Raw genomic sequence first — 4,210 nt, forward strand, 5'->3', positions numbered from 1 at the left:
GGCAGTTTACGATAATAGGTTGGGCGTCGGTGTCACTTATGACACCGACACCGACATTTCCGGTAAAGTCTTTGAGGTCGCCCTCAAACTTCGAACGGAAATAACTGTTCTCGATATTGTGTATCGAGCGGGTAAAAACGCCGTTGTTGCATGTTGCTATGCCTGCGCGCTTTGTACCCATGTGGGAGTTATAGTCAACTCCGTAAAATAGCTCGTTGATGCATTCTTTGCGTTTTGCAACGCCGAAAAAGCCACCCATAGAAACTGTGAATCTTTAAATAGGTTATTTGGTTTTGTCCTCAATCCAGCGACGGGCATTGACAAATGCGTCAATCCAGGGTGTGACATCCTCAGAGCGACGTGTGGCAGGATAGTAGCCACACTGCCATGGGAAGATGGCGCGTTCCAGGTGGGGCATCATAGCCAGATGACGGCCATCGGCCGACGCCAGACCGGCAACAGCTCCACGGCTGCCGTTGGGATTGGCAGGATAAGAATTGTAGTTGTATTTTGCAACAATATTATAGCTTGAGAGCGGTTCAGGCAGGTTGAAGCGTCCCTCACCATGCGCAACCCATATACCGAGATACGAGCCGGAGAGTGATCCAAACATGACAGAGTCGTTATTTGGAATGGTAAGGCCAAGGAACTGCGATTAAAACTTATGGCTTACGTTATGCGCCATGGTTGTCTTGCGCTTATGCTCCGGATTTATGAGATTGAGCTCAATCATAAGCTGACAGCCATTGCATATACCAAGACTCAGTGTGTCCGGACGCTTGTAATATGCCTCAAGAGCGGCCTTGGCCTTGTCGTTCCAGAGAAAACCTCCGGCCCATCCTTTTGCAGAACCAAGAACATCGGAGTTGGAGAATCCGCCACAGAATACAATCATATTGACATCCTCAAGTGTCTCACGACCCGACATAAGGTCGGTCATGTGCACGTCCTTGACATCAAATCCGGCGAGATACAGCGAATAAGCCATTTCTCGGTCTCCGTTAACACCCTTTTCTCGAATGATTGCAGCACGTACACCAGATTTGCCATCACGTCGTAGCGACAAGCCGCGAGATGCAAGCGAGCCCTTGAATCCCGACGGGAAGCGATAGCGTATAGGTTGCTTCTTATAGTTTTCAAAGCGCTCTGCCGCACACTTCTCGCCGCTCTGTACGGCATCCATCAGATATGATGAACGGAACCATACGTCACGCATGTGGTCGATGAAGAAAATGTGATCTGCACCGTTATGGGTTACAGTAAGCATACGCTCGGCAGAAGGTGTACCGATAGCAAAGAAGCGCACACCTGCGGCAGCCAAAACATCTTCTACACGCTGACACTTGTCATCAGCAACCTGCACTACCAGAGCGGGATTCTCAGCAAAAAGAATCTTCACAAGGTCAGATTCGCCGGCTGCTACAAATGCCTCGGTATTGAAATCTATACCGCCATCACAATTGGCAAACGCCATTTCAAGAAGCGTAGTTACCAGACCGCCAGCGGCGACATCATGCCCGGCAAGAAGCATTCCCTTCTTTACAAGAGTCTGTACGGCATTGAAAGTTGCAGCAAACTGCTTGGCATCGGAAACACAAGGAGCCTCACTGCCGATAGCATTGAGTACCTGTGACAGAGCCGAGCCGCCCAACGCAAGCGAGGTGCCGGAGAAATCTATATAATATAATGTAGAGGGCTTAGCCTGAAGCACGGGAGTGAGAGTACGGCGCACATCGCTCACCTCACCTGCTGCTGAAATAATTACAGTACCGGGTGCATATACCTTATCATCGCCATATTTCTGGGTCATTGACAACGAATCCTTGCCGGTAGGAATGTTTATTCCAAGCTCGCAAACGAAGTCGGAACATGCCTCCACAGCACGATAAAGAGCGGCATCCTCTCCCGGATTCTTGCAGGGCCACATCCAGTTGGCACTCAGCGACACGCTTTTCAGGCCATCAGCCATAGGAGCACCCACGATATTTGTAAGGGCCTCTGCAACTGCCATTACAGAACCTTTGGCGGCATCAATCAGAGCAACCTGGGGAGCATGACCGATAGATGTGGCGATACCGGCTTTTCCACGGTAATCAAGCGCCACTACGCCACAGTCGCTCAGAGGGAGCTGAATCTCGCCCTGACACTGCTGACGCGCGACCTTGCCTGTGACCGAACGGTCGACCTTGTTGGTCAGCCAATCCTTACATGCCACCGCCTCAAGCGAAAGCACGTCGGTCAGATATTCTTCAATACGGTTTTCGTCATAAACCGCATCCTTATATTGTACATTTACTGTAGTATCGGTAAGGACTGTCTTGGGCGAGTTGCCAAACATATCAGCCATACCAAGGTCGATAGGTTTAACTCCGTCGGCCTGTTCGAATACGAAACGGTCGTCGCCGGTAGTCTCGCCTACCACATAGAACGGAGCACGCTCGCGTTCGGCGATTGTACGTACATAGTCAATGTCCTTCTCTTCAATCACGAGGCCCATGCGCTCCTGACTCTCATTGCCAACAATCTCTTTTGCAGAGAGCGTCTTGTCTCCTACGGGCAGTGCGTCGATATGGATTTTACCGCCGGTCTCTTCAACAAGTTCCGACAAAGCATTAAGATGTCCGCCTGCGCCATGATCATGAATCGACACAATCGGATTGTTGTCACTTTCGGCAAGAGCACGTATCACGTTGCTGACACGTTTCTGCATTTCAGGGTTGGCACGCTGTACGGCGTTCAGCTCAATGGCATTGTCATACTGACCTGTCTCAACAGATGACACCGCACCGCCGCCCATACCGATGCGATAGTTGTCGCCACCCATCACCACTACTTTTTCATCGGCAACAGGGTGTCCCTTTAGCGCATCTTTCTTAGCAGCGAAACCAACTCCGCCGGCGAGCATGATTACCTTGTCGTAGGCATATTGCTTGCCGTTCTCCTCATGCTCGAATGTCAGGAGTGATCCGCAGATAAGCGGCTGACCAAACTTGTTGCCGAAATCGCTGGCACCGTTCGATGCCTTGATAAGGATGTCACAAGGAGTCTGATACAGCCATACTCTCGGATTCATCATGAGTTCCCAGCGGTGTTCGGGTGCCATTCTGGGATACGAGGTCATATAAACCGCAGTTCCTGCGATTGGCAGAGAGGCTTTGCCTCCGCCAAGACGGTCGCGAATCTCACCACCAGTACCGGTGGCGGCGCCATTGAAAGGCTCGACAGTAGTGGGGAAGTTGTGGGTTTCAGCCTTGAGCGATATTACCGTATCAAGATCCTTTACCTCAAAATAATCCGGACGGTCGGGGTTTACAGGATAAAATTGGTCAACCTTAGGGCCGTCGACAAAGGCTACATTGTCCTTGTATGCCGAAACGAGCTTATTGGGGTTGACCTGAGAAGTTTTCTTAATAAGTTTGAACAGCGACATGGGCTTTTCCTCGCCGTCAATCACGAATGTGCCATTGAAAATCTTATGACGGCAATGCTCCGAGTTTACCTGAGAGAAGCCAAACACCTCACTGTCAGTCAGCGGACGTCCGAGCTTTGCAGCAAGGTCGCGCAGATATTGTTCTTCATCAGGACTGAGCGCGAGGCCTTCAGCCTTGTTGTATTCTGAGATATCGTCGATATATACTATCGGGTCGGGAGTCTTTGCAACGGTGAAGACACGACTGTTAAGGCCCTCATACACTCGTTGCAGCATTTTGTCGTAACGCGGCTCAGTCTCAGCCGTACGCACAAACTCCTCGATTCGGGTTATCCCCTCGAGTCCCATATTCTGGGTGATTTCTACTGCATTTGTACTCCACGGGGTAATCATTTCTCGACGAGGTCCTATGAAGCGGCCTTTAAGGCTTGTAGCAACAAGGAGGGTAGCGCCTCCAAAGAGCCACGACAGCTTTTCCGCTTCAGTGGCATCCGGTCGGTGGGTAGTCTCGACGGCAATCACAAGATTGGCGCCTTTTTTGAAGAATACAACCATACTCTATCTATTTCCTGATAAATGTTGATGACTGGTTTTGCATGCATCGATGTGTCGATGCGCTATAGGGATGCAAAATTACAAATTTTCGGCTCATCTGAGTGATTTTTACCAAAAAAGTTGGCCGAATACTCATGTATGGGCTTATTTTTAGACCCCGTTCACCAATATTTGTTAACGCTGGGGCGGTCAAGCGTCGTGCAGATGTGTTCGCGCAGTGAGGGA

The 4,210-nt window shown here is 50.3% G+C and carries 2 pseudogenes; both read right to left on the minus strand.

The features are described from left to right. Positions 1–259: pseudogene (locus K2I50_RS08030) on the minus strand (amidophosphoribosyltransferase); the annotation flags it as partial. A gap of 24 nt (positions 260–283) precedes the next feature. After that, a pseudogene (gene purL, locus K2I50_RS08035) lies at positions 284–3,985 on the minus strand (phosphoribosylformylglycinamidine synthase). Positions 3,986–4,210 lie beyond the last annotated feature (225 nt).

The organism is Muribaculum sp., assembly GCF_029051885.1.
Classification (GTDB): Bacteria; Bacteroidota; Bacteroidia; order Bacteroidales; family Muribaculaceae; genus Muribaculum.